The organism is Aliiglaciecola litoralis (assembly GCF_039523355.1).
GTDB classification, from domain to species: Bacteria; Pseudomonadota; Gammaproteobacteria; order Enterobacterales; family Alteromonadaceae; genus Aliiglaciecola; species Aliiglaciecola litoralis.
On sequence record NZ_BAAAFD010000008.1, the window covers coordinates 69,645 to 88,961 of the forward strand.

23 protein-coding genes are annotated in these 19,317 nt (G+C 44.4%); 12 read left to right on the forward strand and 11 right to left on the reverse strand.

Annotated features, from left to right (window positions below; translation table 11 throughout):
• Positions 1-306 precede the first annotated feature (306 nt).
• The 11 genes from ABD036_RS13560 to yoaA form a co-directional block, all read right to left on the reverse strand.
• Complete coding sequence (locus ABD036_RS13560; RefSeq protein ID WP_343860786.1) at positions 307-789, reverse strand: YcgN family cysteine cluster protein; 483 nt, start codon at positions 787-789, stop codon at positions 307-309.
• Complete coding sequence (locus tag ABD036_RS13565) at positions 779-1,462, reverse strand: fumarylacetoacetate hydrolase family protein (protein ID WP_343860788.1); 684 nt, start codon at positions 1,460-1,462, stop codon at positions 779-781. The genes ABD036_RS13560 and ABD036_RS13565 overlap by 11 nt, the downstream gene beginning before the upstream one ends.
• Before the next feature lies 1 nt (position 1,463).
• Complete coding sequence (locus tag ABD036_RS13570) at positions 1,464-2,477, reverse strand: lytic murein transglycosylase (protein ID WP_343860789.1); 1,014 nt, start codon at positions 2,475-2,477, stop codon at positions 1,464-1,466.
• Positions 2,474-2,776 carry a YcgL domain-containing protein gene (locus ABD036_RS13575; protein ID WP_343860791.1) on the reverse strand — a complete coding sequence of 101 codons (303 nt, stop codon included), beginning with the start codon at positions 2,774-2,776 and terminating at the stop codon, positions 2,474-2,476. The genes ABD036_RS13570 and ABD036_RS13575 overlap by 4 nt, the downstream gene beginning before the upstream one ends.
• Positions 2,776-3,924: a ribonuclease D gene (gene rnd / locus ABD036_RS13580; RefSeq protein WP_343860793.1), complete on the reverse strand. Its 1,149-nt coding sequence runs from the start codon at positions 3,922-3,924 to the stop codon at positions 2,776-2,778. Before rnd ends, ABD036_RS13575 begins: the two co-directional genes overlap by 1 nt.
• A gap of 75 nt (positions 3,925-3,999) precedes the next feature.
• Complete coding sequence (gene fadD, locus ABD036_RS13585) at positions 4,000-5,661, reverse strand: long-chain-fatty-acid--CoA ligase FadD (RefSeq protein ID WP_343860795.1); 1,662 nt, start codon at positions 5,659-5,661, stop codon at positions 4,000-4,002.
• 193 nt (positions 5,662-5,854) lie between these two features.
• Positions 5,855-6,709 carry an alpha/beta fold hydrolase gene (locus tag ABD036_RS13590; RefSeq protein WP_343860797.1) on the reverse strand — a complete coding sequence of 285 codons (855 nt, stop codon included), beginning with the start codon at positions 6,707-6,709 and terminating at the stop codon, positions 5,855-5,857.
• A 153-nt stretch (positions 6,710-6,862) separates the two neighbouring features.
• Positions 6,863-7,525: a Slp family lipoprotein gene (locus ABD036_RS13595; protein ID WP_343860799.1), complete on the reverse strand. Its 663-nt coding sequence runs from the start codon at positions 7,523-7,525 to the stop codon at positions 6,863-6,865.
• Positions 7,526-7,652: 127 nt separating this feature from the next.
• On the reverse strand, positions 7,653-7,976 hold the full coding sequence (locus ABD036_RS13600; RefSeq protein WP_343860801.1) for a hypothetical protein: 324 nt from the start codon (positions 7,974-7,976) through the stop codon (positions 7,653-7,655).
• Positions 7,977-8,124: 148 nt separating this feature from the next.
• Entirely contained in the window at positions 8,125-8,808 is a 684-nt protein-coding gene (gene tsaB, locus ABD036_RS13605) for a tRNA (adenosine(37)-N6)-threonylcarbamoyltransferase complex dimerization subunit type 1 TsaB (RefSeq protein WP_343860803.1), read from the reverse strand.
• Positions 8,805-10,766, reverse strand: coding sequence for a DNA repair helicase YoaA (yoaA, locus tag ABD036_RS13610; protein WP_343860805.1), 1,962 nt, complete (start codon positions 10,764-10,766; stop codon positions 8,805-8,807). The genes tsaB and yoaA overlap by 4 nt, the downstream gene beginning before the upstream one ends.
• Before the next feature lie 297 nt (positions 10,767-11,063).
• On the opposite strand from yoaA, the gene ABD036_RS13615 reads away from it, so the two are divergent.
• The 12 genes from ABD036_RS13615 (at position 11,064) to ABD036_RS13670 (ending at position 19,299) form a co-directional block, all read left to right on the forward strand.
• Positions 11,064-11,519 (forward strand): Na+/H+ antiporter subunit E, encoded by a 456-nt coding sequence (locus tag ABD036_RS13615; protein WP_343860807.1) that lies wholly within the window; start codon positions 11,064-11,066, stop codon positions 11,517-11,519.
• The gene (locus ABD036_RS13620) at positions 11,516-11,830 is read left to right on the forward strand and encodes an MrpF/PhaF family protein (RefSeq protein ID WP_343860809.1); all 315 of its coding nucleotides are present in this window, start codon (positions 11,516-11,518) and stop codon (positions 11,828-11,830) included. The genes ABD036_RS13615 and ABD036_RS13620 overlap by 4 nt, the downstream gene beginning before the upstream one ends.
• Positions 11,830-12,174 carry a monovalent cation/H(+) antiporter subunit G gene (mnhG, locus tag ABD036_RS13625; protein ID WP_343860811.1) on the forward strand — a complete coding sequence of 115 codons (345 nt, stop codon included), beginning with the start codon at positions 11,830-11,832 and terminating at the stop codon, positions 12,172-12,174. The genes ABD036_RS13620 and mnhG overlap by 1 nt, the downstream gene beginning before the upstream one ends.
• Positions 12,171-12,728 (forward strand): DUF4040 domain-containing protein, encoded by a 558-nt coding sequence (locus ABD036_RS13630; RefSeq protein WP_343860813.1) that lies wholly within the window; start codon positions 12,171-12,173, stop codon positions 12,726-12,728. The genes mnhG and ABD036_RS13630 overlap by 4 nt, the downstream gene beginning before the upstream one ends.
• Positions 12,721-13,143 carry a Na(+)/H(+) antiporter subunit B gene (locus ABD036_RS13635; RefSeq protein ID WP_343860815.1) on the forward strand — a complete coding sequence of 141 codons (423 nt, stop codon included), beginning with the start codon at positions 12,721-12,723 and terminating at the stop codon, positions 13,141-13,143. The genes ABD036_RS13630 and ABD036_RS13635 overlap by 8 nt, the downstream gene beginning before the upstream one ends.
• Positions 13,140-13,499, forward strand: coding sequence for a cation:proton antiporter subunit C (locus ABD036_RS13640; RefSeq protein ID WP_343860817.1), 360 nt, complete (start codon positions 13,140-13,142; stop codon positions 13,497-13,499). Before ABD036_RS13635 ends, ABD036_RS13640 begins: the two co-directional genes overlap by 4 nt.
• Positions 13,496-15,007: a monovalent cation/H+ antiporter subunit D family protein gene (locus ABD036_RS13645; RefSeq protein ID WP_343860819.1), complete on the forward strand. Its 1,512-nt coding sequence runs from the start codon at positions 13,496-13,498 to the stop codon at positions 15,005-15,007. The genes ABD036_RS13640 and ABD036_RS13645 overlap by 4 nt, the downstream gene beginning before the upstream one ends.
• Entirely contained in the window at positions 15,004-16,482 is a 1,479-nt protein-coding gene (locus ABD036_RS13650) for a monovalent cation/H+ antiporter subunit D family protein (protein WP_343860821.1), read from the forward strand. Before ABD036_RS13645 ends, ABD036_RS13650 begins: the two co-directional genes overlap by 4 nt.
• A gap of 16 nt (positions 16,483-16,498) precedes the next feature.
• Positions 16,499-16,813, forward strand: coding sequence for a hypothetical protein (locus tag ABD036_RS13655; RefSeq protein WP_343860823.1), 315 nt, complete (start codon positions 16,499-16,501; stop codon positions 16,811-16,813).
• Positions 16,813-18,492, forward strand: a complete 1,680-nt coding sequence (locus ABD036_RS13660) for a Na(+)/H(+) antiporter subunit D (protein WP_343860824.1) — start codon at positions 16,813-16,815, stop codon at positions 18,490-18,492. The genes ABD036_RS13655 and ABD036_RS13660 overlap by 1 nt, the downstream gene beginning before the upstream one ends.
• Before the next feature lie 149 nt (positions 18,493-18,641).
• Positions 18,642-18,764 (forward strand): hypothetical protein, encoded by a 123-nt coding sequence (locus ABD036_RS13665; RefSeq protein ID WP_343860826.1) that lies wholly within the window; start codon positions 18,642-18,644, stop codon positions 18,762-18,764.
• 136 nt (positions 18,765-18,900) lie between these two features.
• Entirely contained in the window at positions 18,901-19,299 is a 399-nt protein-coding gene (locus tag ABD036_RS13670) for a hypothetical protein (protein WP_343860828.1), read from the forward strand.
• Positions 19,300-19,317: the final 18 nt, after the last annotated feature.

Genomic DNA, 19,317 nt, shown 5'->3' on the forward strand with positions numbered 1-19,317 from the left:
TTTTGAACTTCAAATTCTACCTATAAAGTGTTTGAATAATAACTAAAATAAAATCATAAGTTTCACCTAAAGAGTCGTGTATGAGCGAATTGCTGTCATCCATAAACAACATGTCTATTTCAGGATTGGGGGCGAAAGCGGACAGTCAGAAATCTGTTAACACAATTCTGATTTGGACGTTAAGCCGACCGTCGAAGCTGCCAAGCTTGGCGTCAGCTGATGGCACACAGAAGCCATTAAAAAAAGCCTTCCGAATCAAACCAACACAATTCCTTGGCCATCAAAATAACTTAACTAGGCCTATTCCTAATCCAAATCCTGTAACGGCCAAATGACGATGTGATCTTCAAAATCAGCTAAATCCACGTCTTTATCAAACACGGTTTTGCCTCTAACCGACATGCCGGCTTTGTGCATTTCGGACTTTTTACCGCCGTTTAGCAGAGGGTGCCATGAGGGTAATCCCCTACCCTCGCGCAAGCGGCGATAACTGCAACTTGGCGGCATGAAATCAATGTTATTGAGATTCGCCTTAGTCAGGGTGACGCACTCTGGCACAAGGGTACTGCGATCTGCGTATTGAGTGCAGTTGCAGGTTTTGGTATTGAGTAAGCTACACACTACGTTGCTGTAGTGCAGTTGCTCAGTATTAGTTTCCTCTGACAACGAATCTTCATCGATGAATTTGTGTAAACAGCACTTGGCACAGCCATCACACACCGCTTCCCATTCTTCGCTATCCATCTGCTCGAGTGTTTTGGTTTCCCAGAATTTATCGTTAAGCGACATGGCTTGCGTCCTGTTTAATCTGTGTAGTAACACTGAAGTGAGACATCAATTCAATGTCGAGTTTGTCACCCGGAATAATCGGGCCAACCCCTTTAGGTGTGCCCGTCATTACGATATCACCAGGCATTAACGTAAATACCTGGCTAATTTCACATAACAAAGTAATGGCGTCCCAAATCATCAATCCGGTATTGCCTGATTGACGAGCAATATCATTGACACTCAAGCGAAACTGCAAATCGGCTAAGCCATGCAGCTGTTGGTAAGGTAAAAAACCAGACATGGGGCAAGCGCCGTCAAATGCCTTAGCTCGCTCCCATGGTAAGCCTTTTTGTTTAAGCTCGTTTTGCAGATCTCGCAAGGTTAAATCTAGCCCCAGCCCTACTCCCCAAATGGCTGTTTGCGCTTGCTCAGGTGTTGCACAGCTTAATGATGAGGACAACAAAATCGCCACTTCTAGTTCATTATGGCAACTGCCTTTCGCTTTGGGTAAGGTCAAGGGCTGATTCAAATTACACAAGCTGGTCGCGGGTTTCATAAACAACAGTGGTTGATCGGGGAGCTCGTTATTTAATTCTTGAATATGATCCACATAATTTCTACCGACACACACCACTTTACCTACGGGTAAATCAATCGGGTTGTCAGCATGATCGCGATGAAAATACAGCATATTAGCTTCCTTTCTTAATACGATCAGCGAGATAACTCACTGCCGTACCAAAATAAGTAGAGCGATTCCATCGCATCAAGGTATGAAAATTACCGTATACCAAGTAAATTCGCCCTGCTAGGCCATCAGGCATGATCAGCGATGCGCGAAGGTCGACACTAGGTAAGTCAGTGCCGTCATATTTGCGCACGCCTAATTGCTGCCAAGCCGATACAGGCTGCATTTTCGATTTATCTAAGCCACTGAGTTCGGTATTGAATTGCTCAGGAAGTCGTACTTGTCGTCCCCAAGTTTGCTCACCATTCCAACCTTCTTGCTTTAGATAGTTTGCAATCGATGCAAACACGTCTGCGGGATTAGACCAAATATCCTTTTTACCATCGCCGTCAAAGTCCACCGCATAGGTTAAGAAAGAGCTTGGCATAAACTGACTTTGCCCCATTGCGCCAGCCCAAGATCCCAAAAACGCAGCAGGGTCGACATGCCCTTGCTCAAGAATACGCAAAGCCGCAAATAATTGCTTTTTGAAAAAGGCTTCTCGCCTACCGTCATAGGCCAACGTAGTTAACGCTGAGAGTACTGGAAACTTGCCCATGATCTTACCGAAGTTACTCTCATTGCCCCACAGCGCAACAATAAAGCGCGGTTGCACACCATAGGCGTCGGCAACCTGCTGTAGCAAGGGTTGATGTTGTCGATACAGCTTGACGGCTTGCGCTACTTTCCAATCAGGTACGCGAGTTTTCAGGTAAGTATCAAGGGTAATTTTTCGTTCCGGTTGATTTTTGTCGGCTTTCACTGCCCGTTGATAATACTCGACGTCTTTAAACGCACGATCCACCAGCTCAACTGAAAAGCCTTTTTCCAGAGCTTCTTGTTTAATTGTCTGCAGATATTCAGCAAAAGATAATTTAGGTGACGCATTTTGTTTTTCTTGGGCTTCGATACAGACGCTGAATAATGATAGCCAGCAACACACTGCAAATGTACCTAGACGCAACCTTAGCATTATCATTTATCCTCTTTGTTAGTGTCGATTTGCCCTTTTGCATTGTCTTGCAAGTGTTGCTTTAGCAAATTTTCAACCGGCGGTGGCAATTGCAAATAGAAACCTTTTTCAGTTAGCTCGTCCATCAACCGCTGTTTATCAACCATGCCAATTTGTTGATGCTTTTGGGTGGCTAAAATAGTTAAGAACTTGGGTGCACCAAACATCTTCAATAATGCGTCCGGAAGCTCTGTGAAGTCATTTTTTCTGGGAAGATACAAATAGGTGTCTTGTTTTTTAGGACTTTTATAAACGTATACTAACATCAGTTTTCATCCGCATATTTACGTAATATATTATTTAGCTCATCACCTAATATTTGTTTGCGCCAGCCACTGAGCAGATCAGGAACTAAGCCCATTTCATGCGTTTCATCCTGTATATTCCAGTGATATTTGAGACATTGCTGAATTTGCTTTTTCGAGCCCAGCACTTCTACGGGAATGGCAAGTTGCTCCGCTTTGTTTTGACATAAAGAACGAATTTCTGCAGCGGCCTTTTTAAATCGTGGACGCTCCATCAGCCTTGATATCGCTTGTGGGTAAACCTCTTGAGGCGCTTTTTTAGCCTCATTCACAATATCAACAAGTGTATCTCCATGAATTCTGGCCTCTTGTGGTGTCATACCATCAATGGCAAAAATTGCCCCTTTATGGGTAGGCAAAACGCGCGCTACTTCAATTAAGTTTGATTCGCGAACCACAAAGTTCAGCGCCATATCCCGTTGACGAGCTTGTTCGAGCCGCCACTTAGCCAAACACTTAAGCACGTACAGTGACAAACCGTGCAGTTTCCAGTTGTTTTTAATTGTTAGGTAAGCCATTTCAGCAGGAAGTTGTACGGTCTTTTTTCTAGCCAGTTGCTGCATTTCATCAAATATCCACTGGCGTCGTTCTAATTGATCAATTTGTTCGCTCAATTGGGGATAAACTTGCAATAAATACAGTACATCGTTTGCCGCGTACTCACACTGTTGTTCAGTTAAAGGTCTGGCAATCCAATCTGTGCGAGATTCGCCTTTATCCAAACTCACCTGTAACATCAGTTCAATTAAGTTGGCGTACCCTAAGCTTGCTCCCATATCCAACAAACAGGCCGCAAATTGGGTATCGAAAACTGGCGAGGGGATTACGTTAAGACTGTGCCAGAAGGTTTCTAAATCCTCTGAGCAAGAATGCATGACTTTGACCACATTTTCATCTGCCAAGAGTTCAACTAAAGGTGCCATATCTTCGATCGCTAAAGGGTCGACCAACACCAAGGAAATACCGTCATAAAGTTGAATTAAACCTAAACGTGGATACAAAGTACGGGTTCGAACAAATTCAGTATCTACGGCGATGGCGGGTTGTTGTCTTGCTTGTTCACAAAATTCGTTAAGTGCTTGTTGAGTCGTAACTAGATTATATTGCATCAAAAAATTAGATTACCTGGAAAATAAAAAACCGACATGAGCCGGCTTTTTGAAATCGTCGAAAAGTGAGTTAAATCACTTTGCTTCGTCGCGCAACTCTTTGCGCAGTATCTTACCAACATTTGTCTTTGGAAGCTCGTCCCTAAACTCAACAAATTTTGGTACCTTATAGCCGGTTAAATGCTGGCGGCAATGATTGATCAGATCTTTTTCAGTTAAAGACTCTGATTTTCTCACCACAAACAATTTAACCGCCTCACCTGAGGTCTCATTTGGAACGCCAATTGCGGCCACTTCAATGACATCTTCATGCATCGCGGCCACTTCTTCCAGCTCGTTGGGAAAGACGTTAAAGCCCGACACCAAGATCATGTCCTTTTTACGGTCGACAATGTAAAAGTAGCCCTGCTCATCAACGGTAGCAATATCTCCGGTAGCTAACCAGCCATCCTGCATCATCTCTGCAGTGGCCTCTGGACGGTTCAGATACCCTTTCATTACCTGAGGACCTTTGACATACATTTCTCCAGGTTCACCTGGAGCCACTTCATTGCCATCATCATCACACAATTTAATATCGGTGGATGAGACTGGCATACCGATTGATCCTTTATAACTTTTAAGCTGTGGCGGGTTAACCGTCACTACGGGACTACACTCTGTCAGTCCGTATCCTTCTAATAACACTTTGCCTGTTACCGCTTCCCACTTTTCAGCCACGGGTCGCTGTACTGCCATACCACCACCGAGGGCAAATTTAAAATTAGTAAAATCTAACTCTTTAAATCCTGGCGTATTGAGCAAGCCGTTAAAAAGGGTATTCACACCGGTAATGACCGTAAAAGGATGACTGGCCATGTCTTTCACAAATCCTTCCATATCCCTTGGATTGGTGATCAACAAGCTAGGACAGCCGAACTTTACGAAGGTTAAGCAATTACCTTGCAGGGCAAAAATATGATAAAGCGGCAAAGCAGTGACAACCAATTCTTTACCTGGTTCAATAACAGTTTCCAAAATAGTGGATACTTGCTCAAGGTTTGCCACCATATTGCGGTGTGTGAGCATGGCCCCCTTAGATACCCCCGTAGTGCCACCGGTGTATTGTAAGAAGGCAATATCATCATTGGTGATTTCAGGTCGCTGATAATTCAAGCTGGCGCCTTTTTTCAACGCTGATAAAAAGGTTTCAGCCCCTTTAATCTCAAAATCCGGCACCATCTTTTTCACGTGCTTTATCACAAAATTCATTAGCCAACGTTTAGGAGCTGGCAACATGTCGGCAATTTGGGTGGTTAATACTTTTTTCACCGGCGTGTCATCAATGACCCCTGCCAAAGTGCTTGCGAAGTTTTCAACGATGACTATAGCTTGGGTATTGGAGTCGTTGAGCTGATGCTTCAATTCTCTTGCGGTGTATAGCGGATTAACGTTAACCACCGACATACCAGCTCGCAAAATACCAAACATGGCAATAGGATATTGGATCACATTAGGCATCATGATAGCAACGGGATCGCCTTTTTTAAGCCCAAGATCTTGCAAATAGGCTGCAAATTGCGCTGACATTTTATCAAGTTCAGCGAACGTGATGCTGTGGCCCATATTAATAAATGCCACATTATCGGCGTAGGTCTTTATAGACTGTTCAAAAATGTCGACCACTGATGAATAGCGATCTGGATTTATTTCGGCGGGAACGCGAGGATCATAATGCTCTAACCAGACTTTTTCCACTTTGCCTCCATGGGCTTATTTTTATTAATATCTGTTTGTTGTGAATATATTGCTTGAGACCAACGCTTCTCAGCAAGGTCGATTAACCATATCACTAGCTAAGGTGAAAACATATAATGACATAGCAATTGTCATTATGTTAACCAATAGCACTAAAAAGTTAAATGACTGACATATTTATTGTAGATTATTTTCATCTTGAAGCTGGGTGCTGTTCTAAATAATGCAGCATAATTTCTGCGATCGTTTCAGGATTGTCCATATGTACGTGATGACCTCCTTCACTGCTTTTATGCGTTAGATTTGGTATCCAGGATAAGCGCTGTTTAATTTTTTCACGCATCATTTCATAACCTTTGGTTCCCATAATAGCCAAGGTGGGTGATGTAATGTTGCGCATAAAGTGTTCCGCTTGCTCATCCGTAACACGCAGCGAAGATAAGGTTCTTAGTCGCCTGTCGGTGCGAAAACGTAACTCGCCATCCAGTTCGTAAATATTGCGATTAACCAATAGTTCCGCGGCTTCTAAGCTAAGATCCCCGGCTTTTGCCCGCGCTTTCACCACCGCATCAAAACTTTGAGGATGCTTTGCTTCACGTGCTTGTAATTTGAGCCGACTTTCGATCGATTCACGCATTTGTATTGGGCTGCTTTGGGCTGATTTGGTCAAGGGCCCAAAAGACTCAATGGTAATGTAGTGGCTGACTCTTTCAGGAAAGCAACTGGCATACATTGATCCGACAATCCCGCCCATCGAATGCCCGAGCAAAATAAACGACTCAAAGCCTTGATTTACTACCAACTCATGTAAATCGTGAACGAAGTCAATTTGATGATAATGAGCATCCGGACTGCGATGCGAGGACAAACCGTGCCCTGCGAAGTCAAGTGCTATTAGATGATAGTCATTTAAATACTTGGCCAAAGGTACAAAACTACAGGCATTATCCAACCACCCATGCAAGGCGATTATCAAGGGTTTGTTGGTCTGCCCGTTACTAAGACCTGCTACTTGTTTGTTGGCTAACGAAAATTTAACGTCGTGCATGAAAAGCATCCCTTGAATTTTTATCGCCACAAAAAAAGCGGCATAACATTGCCGCTTTTTACCATTTAATTGCCACTTCCGGAAATTTTCTGCCGTGATATTAGGACATTTCATCCAGTGATAATCGCACCAGTCAGCACGCCATCAGTGAGCTTAATGTTCTTTTTGATTTCCAGACACATTGCCGCCGGAGCTTTGTCGAGACGAATCCCCCGCAACAGGCCTTGTTGGTTGTCGCGTCGGAGATGTTGATCCACCCGACGGTTGGTTGCTGGGACTATTGCGAATAATGACTCTTTGATGCACTGGCCGATACGGCCAACCATAACCATAATGCGATTGATAGGGCCAAAATTGAATGGTACTAATTTCGACCTGATCTATGTCTTTCCATAGGTGGTAGCCCGCAGATTTCATAGTTGGAAACACATAATTATGTTCACCAATTGTACCTTCTTCAACGCCAACAAAACTTCCAGCGAAGGTCACCACTCGTCCTCGCTCAAACACCATTGGGTCGAGAAACCCATCAACATAAACTCTAAAGCGCCCTACACTTTGATTCGATACTATTGGACGGCCATAAGAGCGCAAATTGTAATGCACCATTTCTATCATGGTTGCTTCGGGTAAATTCTTCACGCGCGCTATCACACCTCCCCAACGCACGGTCTTATCGGCATTGGCTTGAGGACTAACAAACGCCTCTTGGTAGCTAATCAACTGAGCTTGTTCATCCACTTTGATACTCTCTGGTACCGCTGCGCAGCCAGCTAACAAGAATGCCATTAACACGGCAAAAAACTTAATTCGCATTTTCATCCCTCTTTACTACGTATTTGTTTAAACGCTACCACAGATTATTCCTTAGGTAACGGTATTAGCGTTGAATGTATTGTAAATAAGACCGGAAAAACCACAACAAAGTTCACGTTTTGTTTCGCTATACGTACGTGTCGATGCCTAATAATGATTGAATCTCATTACGCTGCTGCGCATTCGCTAGGGTTTGATAAGCATCAATAGCTTGACGAGATCGAAGATCGACAGATTGACCATTTTGTTGTTGCTGTTGTTGTCGAAATTGCTCGGCCTTTTCATACGACTCTGGTTTATTTTGGCGCGCGACAACCTGTTGACGCGGCAATTCAGTGTTGCGTCGCTGGTTTTGCTGCTCCTTATCCACCGCCTGGCGTTGGGGATCAGGAGCCGTTGGATTAAACGTTAGCTGGTTTTGGGCAGCAACTAACGATGATTCAATTTCCACTCAGTCGATTCTCTGAAACTCTTATGTTTAAACAACCCAAAGGTGTAGCAATTTTCGTGCACAATTACTCATTCAAATATAATTCCCTCTGCAAGGGCCGGTTCTTTAACCACGTAAAGCTTGGTGTGTGGGGCCGTATTTATTCGACTTATTCTCTACCTGGCAGTTTTTTCCACGTGACTGTATCTCTCAAGTACACGGGTTTTATCTGCTCAGCATTACAAACGTCACCGCTTGCAATCAATGCTTTGGCAATGGCAACCATGTAAATGGCATTAGGATATAAAACAGTAGGCGCGCAATATTGCTTCACTAAAGCGTCAAACTCAGAGTATGCTTGCCAGCCGGTACCGCACAGCAGTTCAATGTCTTGGTCGATAAGATCAAGTACCTGATTAGGTTTAAGCACGGCTTCTTCGCCGATCAAGTTTGCCACCCCATCGATACATTCATATTGAGCAAAGTACACTTCATCCATTCGAGCATCAATGGCCACTGCAACACGTTTGACCGTAAGGGTTTCAAACGCCTGTTGAGCCATAGCGGCCAACGTCGACACGGCCGCGACAGGACGCTCGATACCAAGAGACAACCCTTGGATCAATCCAGTCGCTATTCTCACGCCAGTAAAGCTGCCAGGACCACGACCGAATACCAAGTAATCGAGTTCTTGTATCCTTAACCTATTGGACTTGAGTAAATCATCCACCATTGGAAGGAGTTTTTGGCTATGCTGCTGAGGACACACCTCAAAACGCGAATCAACTTTGCTGTCCACACTCAGCGCGGCAGAACACGCCTCGGTGGCGGTATCAATGGCTAACAACTTCATGCATTTTCACTCTGTTTTGGTTTATTTTGGCTTGGCCTTTTTTGTTGATACAGTTCGTCCAAAAACGCCACCGCCAAGTCTAAGTTGCGAGTTCGTTTCATCGGCGGCAAACTGGCCAAAAAGGTTTTACCATACTCTTTAGTAATCAGTCGATTATCACATATTACTAATACACCAGCATCGGTTTCATCTCGGATCAGTCTGCCAGCACCCTGTTTAAGTGAAATCACTGCTTGGGGTATTTGAATTTGCGCGAAGGGATTGGCTCCAGATTTGCGGCAGTCTTCGATGCGCGCCTGCAATAAAGGATCATCGGGTGCGGCAAACGGCAATTTGTCGATCATGACACAGGTCAAATCGTCGCCTCTGACATCGACGCCTTCCCAAAATGCCCCAGTACCCAGTAGCACGGCATTTTTGTTATTCATGTATTCATCTAGTAAGGCACGTTTGGTCGTGGTCCCTTGAACTAACAATGGATTGTCGATTTTATCGGCTAATTTCTCAGCAATCTCTTTTAACATGGCATGAGACGTAAACAATAAAAAGCAGCGGCCTCGACTGGCTTCAATCAATTTTATCGCCACTTCGAGTAAGGTTTGTTTCATATCCCAACTGCTCGGCTCTGGCAAATAGCGAGGGACACACAATACTGCTTGCTTAGCATAATCAAACGGACTGTCTAACGCCAAAGTAGCGGCATTATCTAGGCCCATTAATCGTTGGAAGTGATTAAAGCCGCCATCTACCATCAAGGTCGCCGAAGTAAATATCCAAGTACGCTTAGGCTCTTCGATAAAATCGGCAAACCGTTTGGCAATACTCAGTGGCGTAAGATGCAAAACGATGTGTTTAGGCGTCGTTTCGTACCATAAACTGACACCGGTTTGTTTGGTATCGGTCAGCACTGCCAGTTTGGTTTTTGCATGAGTGACACGCTCAAACAAGGTATCGAGCTCTTTGTCTCTACCTAAATGGATCTTAATCACTTCGTACAAGACACTGAGCGATTCGTCCAGCTTACTCAATTGAGATTGGATCTCTGGCCGATTGAGCATCACCCGCCAGTTGCCGCGCTCCGGCGTAACTGGAAACAAAATGCGTAAGTCCGCCGCCACCAATCGACACTTTTCGGCGACTTTAACTAATTGGTCTGCATCTTTTAACACCGTACGTTTAATTATTTCGATGTCGCGGGCAAGATCATGGATTTGTCTGCTAGATAGCGCCTCACCAAAATATTCACTGGCAATGTCGGGGATTTGATGAGCTTCATCAAATACCACCACATCGGCCTCGGGTATCAATTCGCCAAAACCGGTATCTTTGAGCGCCATATCAGCGAAAAACAAATGGTGGTTTACTACCACTATGTCTGCATCCATGGCCTTGTTACGCGCTTTGACTAAGTAACACTCTTCGTAATCTGGGCAATCACGGCCAAGGCAATTATCCACAGTGGAGGTGACTAACGGCAGCACTCTGGCATCTTCAGCCAATGATTTCAGCTCACCAATATCTCCAGATTGAGTCGTAGAGGCCCATTGACGTACTTGGGTTAATTCATCCAAGGTTTGCCTTTCAAGTAGCGTGCTATTGCCGCTGTGTTGTGACATACGATGCAAGCATAAATAATTGGAACGACCTTTGAGCAAAGCTGCATGGCGGTTACTTTTAAGGGCTTTTTTTAATAGCGGTAAATCGCGATGAAATAGCTGTTCTTGAAGGTTTTTTGTACCCGTAGATATTATTGCTTTTTTATTGCTAAGCATGGCAGGCGCCAAATAAGCAAAGGTTTTACCCGTCCCTGTCCCCGCTTCCACTATCAGGGGCTGTTTGCTGGTAATACTTTTTTCAATAGCCAGTGACATATCTACCTGAGCTTTTCTTGGGCTAAATCCCGCGATCGCTTTAGACAAGACACCTTGTTCGGAAAATAGTGCGGACACCTTTGACATTCAGTTCGCCTTTTCGCCCATGCCAAATTGAAATACGGCGGACCAGTATGAGACAGATTAAAAGATTAGATTGAGCTAAGTATGCCAAAAAGTAATGGCTAATGTTAGTTCAGGAAGCTAAATTCCCCCTCGACATGTCTGTTTTTTAAGCGGTTAGTATCGAAAGCACTTGGCGAGACACTATGAAATCATCTAAGGTAGGCATATGTTAAAAATTATTGTTAATAGAAGTTAAAAAATATTAACGATTTGGGGTGGATTAATTTGAAATTATATATCAGCCTAGGCACAAGTTTGATGGCTCTTTGGCTGCTGTTGTCGGGGCATTATAATGCGTTGCTCATCAGCTTAGGGGTTGTATCTGTACTTTTCACCTTGTATATGTCGAAGAGAATGGATGCCATTGACCATGAGAGTCACCCTATCCATATTTCAGCCAAGCTTATTAAATTTTGGGTTTTGCTGGCCGGAAAGGTATTCACTGCAAATATTGACGTGGCGCTTCGCATACTCGGCTTTAGACCGACAGAGCCGCAATTAATCAAGCTAAAACTGAATCAATGTTCCGATCTGACCAAAGTCATTTACGCCAATGCAATAACCTTAACGCCCGGTTCGGCTAGTTTGCACATTGAGGATGGTTATCTATACGTGCACACTATCAGTAAGCAAGGAGCACAAGATTTGTTAAACGGCGATATGGAACCTCTTATTCCACTTTACGAAAACAACAACACGGATATGCAACAATGAGCACGGTATTATCAGCAGCAGCGCTGGCGATTATGGTAACTATGGCTTTAGCGTTAGCTCGCGCGCTTTTAGGGCCAACTGTTTTCGATCGGATTCTGGCGGTCAATATGTTTGGTACCAAAGCGGTATTGTTAGTGGCTGTATTTGCCTCGATTAGCGGCCGTCCTGATGTACTGGATATTGCACTGCTGTATTCATTACTCAATTTCATCGGTGTAGTTGCCGCGCTAAGGCTAGTGCAACGCAATAAACATTATGCCCACAATCATCCCCCAGAGCCGATTGACTCCCAAACGGAGGGCAACCAATAATGGACTTAGTAGCAGATATTCTAACCGGTGCGTTTTTGGCGCTAGGCTGTACGCTTGGGATTATTGGCGGTATCGGAATGCATCGCCTTGGCGATTTTTACTCTCGACTGCATGCCGTTGGTGTAACCGATACGTTATGTAGTTTTCTGGTGCTTACCGGCTTGGCGTTTCAAGCTGGTATTAGCTTAGTTACCGTAAAACTTATTCTGGTTTTCTTCTTTTTGTTTTTCACCAGCCCCACGGCATCTTTTTCATTAGGCAATAATGCGTGGAATTGGGGATTAAAACCCACCGACAAAGGCAAAGAACTGGTCTGTGGGTCAAACGATGAGGGCCAAGCATGATCAACCTTATAATCGACATTGTATTACTGGTGTTCCTGGTCATCATGGCGGTGTCCATTTTACACGTGCGTAACTTACTTGCGGTATCTATGTTGTTCGGCTTGTACAGTTTACTTGTAGCCAGCGTGTTTATGGTGCTTGATGCGCCCGATGTGGCCTTTACCGAAGCGGCTGTTGGCACTGGGATTGCCACGGTGTTAATGCTCGCAACCTTAGCCGTGACCCGAGTTACCCATGAAAAGAAACAAAAGCGCGTAGCTTATATTCCTTTACTGATCGTATTGGCAACCGGCAGCTTGTTGTTGTATGGCACTCACGACATGTCGAATTTAGGCGATGGTAACGCCCCTGCACACACACACATCGCTAAACGATTTATTGAGCAGGGACAAGAAGAGACCGGTGTACCAAATTTGGTCACTGCCGTCCTCGCCTCTTATCGTGGATTTGATACATTAGGCGAAGTCACTGTGGTACTGACCGCTGGCTTTGGTATTTTGTTATTACTGCGTCGTAACCAAAAACTAAGAATAAAAGGGGTCCAAGGTGGGTGATAATCTGATCCTCAAGGTCATGGCCAAAGCGCTGATACCGGTGATTATTCTGTTTGCATTGTATGTCCAATTTCATGGTGACTATAGCCCTGGTGGCGGTTTCCAAGCAGGTGTTATTTTTAGCTCCGCAGTGTTGTTGTATGCCTTGGTTTTTGGCCTCGATGCGGCCGCCAAAGTGCTGCCTGACAAAGCACTAATAGCAACCGCGTCGCTGGGCGTTTTGATCTATGCAGGCACCGGTGTCGCGTCAATGTTTTTGGGTGGTGAATATCTCAATTACAGTGTACTAGGCAAAACCGCACAAAGCGGTCAACACTTAGGCATCATTGTTATTGAATTAGGCGTTGGCTTAACAGTTGCGGCAACTATGCTATTGATTTTCTTTACCTTTGCCAGAAGAACACGAGCACAATGATGGATTATATTCTAGGTCATATAAATTATTGGATCATTATTTTACTGATGATGATCGGGTTATACACCATGATGAGTAAACCCAATTTAATCAAAAAGATGGCAGGGTTGAGCGTGTTTCAAACCGGGGTGATCTTGTTGTATATCAGTTTGGGTAAAGTCACCGGCGGCACGGCTCCGATTGTGGCTGAGGGATTCACCGAATATTCCAATCCACTGCCACAAGTGTTGATGCTGACGGCCATTGTCGTGGGCGTTGCTACCACCGCTTTAGGCTTTGCATTGATTGTCAGAATACAAGAAGCCTACGGGACAGTTGAAGAGGATGAACTTGAAAAAATGGATAGTGAAGTATGATTGACCAGCATCTCAGTGTCTTGCTGGTAGTATTACCACTTTTAAGCGCTCCGATTACAGCCATGCTAAATCGAGCTAATCTAGCTTGGTACATAACCTTAATAGTCACTTCTTTGTGTCTGGTGATGTCAGTCATGTTACTGCTTGATGTGTCTAGCGGTCAGGTGATCCATTATGAACTTGGCGGATGGGCTCCTCCCTGGGGCATAGAGTATCGAATCGATTCGCTTAATGCCTTGGTCGCTCTGATCGTATCTGGTATTGGCGTTGCTACTAGCCTGTATGCCAAGCGTTCTGTCGAGAATGAAATTGACGCCACTCAAATTGCATTATTTTACGCCACCTTTCAGCTGTGCTTTTTAGGTTTGCTTGGTATTTGTTTAACCGGCGATATTTTTAACCTATTCGTTTTCCTTGAAATTTCTTCGTTAGCGTCTTATGCCTTGATCGCAATGGGCTCGAATCGAAAAGCACTGACTGCGTCATTTCATTATTTAGTACTTGGTACCTTAGGCGCCACCTTCTTCCTGATTGGTGTGGGTCTTGCCTTTGCTGCGACAGGCACCTTGAACATGGCCGATTTATCAGTCAAGTTGCTTGAATCTCAAGACGTACAGTTAGTGCATACCGCTTTTGCATTGATTATTGTTGGAATGGCGCTAAAAGCAGCCATATATCCGTTACATTTATGGCTTCCAAACGCATACAGCTACGCCCCATCTGTCGTCAGTATCTTCCTATCGGCTACCGCAACCAAGGTAGCTATATACGTGATTATTCGCAGTCTGTTCCACGTTTTCTCATACGAATATGTGGTAAACACCTTGTTACCTGAGGTGTTAATTGTGATGGGTGGCGTGGCAATTCTGTACGGTTCATTGCGTGCCATTAATCAAACCGGCATGCGCAAAATGCTAGCCTACTCCAGTGTCGCTCAAATTGGCTACATGATCATGGGTATTGGTTTTCTTACCAAGGCAGGATTAACCGCAAGCCTTTTGCATCTGTTTAATCATGCATTAATGAAAGCGGCGTTGTTTATGGCAGCTGGCCTATTTATATATCGGGTTAAAACGGCTACGTTCGAAAATATCAAAGGGCTGGGTCGTGAAATGCCTTACACCTTCGCTGCTATGATAATTGCCGCTTTGAGTCTTATCGGTGTACCTGGCACTGTCGGTTTTGTGAGTAAATGGCAATTGTTGCAAGCGGCAATTGAACAGCAACATTGGACCATGGTGATTATCATCCTTATTGGCTCACTGTTAGCCATTGTGTATGTATGGAAACTCATCGAAGTGTTGTATTTCCAGCAGCGAGAAAAAATACGAGTTCACGGCGTGCAATCTGGCAGTGAAGAGTTTGGCCGCTCACCACTAACGATGAGCGCCGCATTATGGATGTTAGCGTTAATGTGTGTGTACTTTGGAATAAATACCGATTTGACAATGAGTACAGCTCAATCGGCTGTTGAGATATTGTTCGCCGCAGACGGAGGTCAGCGATGAGTAATGTCGTATTGATGTTAAGCGCAATTGTATTACCGCTTTTTGGTGCTCTAGTTATTAGTCGGCTAGACCGAACCCCTAACGTTCGCGAAGTGGTTACCTTATTAGTCTCTACTGGCCTTTTGATTGTGGTGATAGCGTTATATAACCAACTATTAGATGCTGCGCCACAGCGCATAGTGTTAGCTGAACCCTTTAAAGGGATCACTATCGCCTTTGCGATAAATCACTTGGGAATGATGTTTGCGCTAATCGCCAGTAGTTTATGGTTAGTGACCAGTATTTATGCCAGCGGCTATATGCGAGCTCATCACGAAACTCACCAAACACGGTTTTATGCGCTTTTTGCCATCGCCATCTCTGCGGTAATGGCAATTGCCTTCGCCGATAATTTATTTACCCTGTTTTTGTTTTACGAAATCCTGACTCTTTCCACTTATCCACTGGTCACTCACTCAGGCAACGATAAAGCCAAACGCAGCGGTCGAATTTATCTTGGTATCTTGATGGGGTCTTCAATTGGCCTATTTTTACCTGGTATGTTGATTGTCTGGCACTTCACCGGCACCTTAGAATTTCAAACCGGTGGCATCATTGCTGGGCACGTCCCCATGCATTGGATAGCACCTCTGTATGCGTTGTTTATTTTTGGTATTGGTAAAGCCGCGGTAATGCCAATGCACAAGTGGTTGCCTGCCGCTATGGTGGCTCCTACTCCGGTGAGTGCGCTACTGCACGCGGTGGCGGTTGTTAAGGCAGGCGTGTTCGCCATCTTAAAAGTCACACTGCTTATCTTTGGCCCAGAAACTTTGGTAGAGTCAGGTGCAACACATTGGCTGATCTGGTTCCCCATGTTGACCATATTGTTTGGCTCATTGATTGCAATGACCCGTGATAACCTAAAAGAGCGACTGGCCTACTCTACCATCAGCCAACTCAGTTATATTGTGCTGGGAGCCATGTTAGCCAACTCCATGGGGCTACTGGGTAGCGCGATGCACATTGCAATGCATGCGTTTGCTAAAATAAGTCTGTTTTTCGCCGCAGGCGCTATTTTAGTTACCGCGCATAAAACCAAAGTCAGTGAATTAAGTGGCTTAGGTCGTAAAATGCCATTCACCTTCACAGTGTTTTTAATTGGAACCTTGAGCATTATAGGCCTGCCTCCCTTTGGAGGCATGTGGAGTAAATGGTATTTAGCGCTAGGGACTCTGGACTTTAGTGGACCGGAAGGCACTCGCTGGGCATTGCTAATTACCTTAATGGTCAGTTCATTGCTAAATATTGCGTATTTGGCAATTATCCCTGTTAAAGCATTTTTTGGTCGCCTGCCAGAAGACAGCGATACCGGCATCAAAGAAGCACCATTGCCAATACTGATTGGCTTGGCCATACCGGCAGTGGTGTGTGTTTATCTGTTTTTCTATCCCGAACCTTTTTATGCACTTGCCAAAGCGGCAACATTGGTTCTATAAGACTAAGGAGTTGAATTTGTCTGATCCAAAACAGCAACACGATACGTCAAATGAAGCCCCTGGTTTTTTTGATAAAGAGCGTAATGTTACCATCATCCTCAGGGTGTTTTATGCCCTTTGCGCACTGTTGGTGATCCTTGATTTTGTGGTTCATCGACATATCTATACCGATTTTGAAAAAATCCCCGCGTTTTACGCCATTTATGGCTTTGTCGCCTGTGTGGTGTTGGTGGTGATTGCCAAAGAAATGCGTAAGTTTTTGATGCGAGATGAAGACTATTACGAACCAACAGAAGCCGAAGTACCTGAAGCGAAAGAGGGTGACAACTGATGTGGATTACTAATCTTCCTCCTTTTATACCCTTTTTTATTGGGGCTATATTACTGCCATTGTTGCCTAACAAGGCCCGCTACTTTGCCCTACTCTTGCCAATTTGGGGTGGCTTGAACCTATTTTTTGCTGCCACTCCGGGAGATTGGGTGAGCATGCCAATGCTAGAGTTTGAGCTACAGCTCATGCATGTTGATAAACTCAGCTTGATGTTTGGCTACTTGTTTCATATCGCAGCGTTGATTGCCATTACTTACTCTTTACATGTTAAAGATAAATTACAGCAAACTGCAGGATTACTGTATGCCGGCAGCGCGTTGGGCGCGGTCTTTTGTGGTGATTTACTCGGTTTATTTATATTCTGGGAATTATTAGCGCTTACATCAGTATGGCTTATTTGGGCAAGACGGACAGAAAAAGCCAATGCCGCTGGTATTCGTTATCTGATATTTCAAGTGCTTTCAGGTGTGCTGTTATTAGCTGGAACACTGTTACATTACCATCAAACCGGCTCTTTTGAGTTTACCTACATAGGGCTTGGGAGCATGGCCTCATGGCTTATCTTCTTCGCCTTGGGCATTAAATGTGCGTTTCCATTCTTACATACCTGGCTTACCGATGGTTATCCAGAGGCGACCCCCACTGGCGCCGTTTTTCTGTCGGCCTTTACCACCAAGGTAGCGATATTTGCGCTAGCTAAAACTTTTCCTGGTGAAAGCTTACTGGTGTACATAGGTGCAGCCATGACCTGTTTCCCCATTTTCTATGCGGTAATAGAAAATGATCTGCGTAAAGTGTTGGCCTACAGCTTGATTAACCAGCTTGGTTTTATGGTTTGCGGCATTGGCATTGGTACCGAATTAGCGCTTAACGGCGCCGTCGCGCACGCGTTTAATGACGTTATCTTTAAAGGCTTATTGTTTATGACAATGGGCGCCGTTTTGTATCGGGTTGGTCATGTAATGGGCTCTGACCTCGGAGGCCTGCACAAGACCATGCCGAAAACGACCATTTTCTGTATCGTGGGTGCGGCATCGATTTCTGCCTTTCCGCTATTTAGTGGTTTTGTCAGTAAAAGTATGGTGATGGCGGCAATGATAGAAGCCGGTCACGAATATCTGTGGCTGATGTTACTATTTGCTTCTGCGGGTGTATTCCATCATGCCGGCATCAAAATCCCTTTCTTTGCATTTTTTGCACATGACTCAGGGCTTAGACCAAAAGAAGCACCTAATAATATGCTTGCAGCGATGTTTATCGCTTCGGTATTGTGTATCGTTATTGGAAGTTACCCTGATGTGATGTACGCCTTACTGCCATGGGAAAATGAATATGTACCCTACGACATCACACATACACTGACGCAACTGCAGTTACTGTTCTTCTCTGCACTGGCATTTGTATGGCTCAACAAGAAAGGCTTATACCCACCTGAATTACGCTCGGTCAACATCGATATGGAATGGCTATATCGTAGAATGATGCCTGCTATTGGCTCAAGGATTGCGATGCGTTTAGGTCAACTTAGAGATGATAGTAACGCCTACGTTGGACAACTCATTGCAGGCTTGCCCAAAGTGAGCGAATCATCGGCTTATTCGACTGCGCAGTTGACCAGAAGAATGGCCGCCATATTGGCAATAATGCTACTGTTAGGCTACATTTCTCGTAATTTATAGAAAACAAAACGCAAGGTGTCTGTGATTGCAGACATCTTGTACTGTTTTTTTACTTCCAAACCTTTCGGTTACAAATATTACTCATAAATATCAATAACATACAATTTTGGAATGATTTTCGCATTGTCTTGAATCATGGTAATAAACCCATGATTCCACTGAATAACAGAGAAGAAATGCAGTGGCTCAATCACCTTAAGGAGTATGATGATGATGTTTTGGTTATTAATCGGGTTAGCTTTGCTTATTACGGCAACGTTGAGCAAAAGTAGCATACCAAATATGATTGTATCTGCGAGTATTGCAACGCTGTGCTACGTGGGAGTTTTGGTATTTGTTACCGTAAGCGTTGTTAAATCGCTTCGCAACGAATTACATCACTAAATCACAATTAAAAAAGGAATCGTTATGAAAAATATCAAACACACTTTAGCTCTTGCGGTATTGCTGTCTACACTTGGTATGGCCGGTTGCTCTGACGCCCAGAAAGAATCAGCAGAAGAGGCAAAGGTAAAAGCTGCCGCTAAACTTGAAGCCGCTGGCGAAAAAGCCGGTGAGATGACAGACGCAGCTAAGCAAAAAGCCAGCGAGTTAATGGAGGCAACAGAGGAAAAAACGGAAGATATGATGGACGCTGCTGAAGATAAAGCTGAGGACATGATGGACGCCGCTGAAGATAAAGCTGAGGACATGATGGATGCAGCGAAAGAAAAATCTGCTGACCTGAAAGAAGCAAGCAAAGAAAAAATGAAGCAGGCTTGTATCGAAATGAAGAAAAAGACAGGTGGCGACGAATCAGATTGCTAATACACTCTTGTCGCTAAT